The 300-nt window shown below is 70.0% G+C and carries 1 protein-coding gene; it reads right to left on the bottom strand.

What is annotated here, in order from left to right:
• Nucleotides 1-300: NACHT domain-containing protein (locus ACLZOT_RS51625; protein ID WP_416976192.1), on the bottom strand; the 300-nt coding region annotated here is incomplete at both ends.

Here is a 300-nt window from a genome sequence, read left to right as displayed (position 1 = left end):
GCCGATGATGGCCAGGATCGTCAGCAGCAGGGGGTTTCCCGCCAGTTCACCCACGGGCCGCGAGTATCCGACCGCGTCCGTCAGCCGTCGGCACAGCTGTGCCGCTCGGTCCTCGTCGCGCGGAAACGCGGTCGCGTACCACTGCCCGGCGAACCGGGCGATCTGCTCCTTGCTCAGGTCCTGGATCATGTAATGCGCGAACCCGGCGCTCTCCAGCACGCCCCGCCGGTAACCGATGACCCGCGAGGTCACCACCACGCGCACCCCGGCCTCCCCGTACCGCCCGGCGAAGTCCGCGAT

Source organism: Streptomyces sp. 4F14 (assembly GCF_048159485.1).
In the GTDB taxonomy this organism is placed as follows: Bacteria; Actinomycetota; Actinomycetes; order Streptomycetales; family Streptomycetaceae; genus Streptomyces.
The sequence above is the reverse complement of the archived record's forward strand: the minus strand, read 5'-3'. Positions and strand labels throughout refer to the sequence as shown.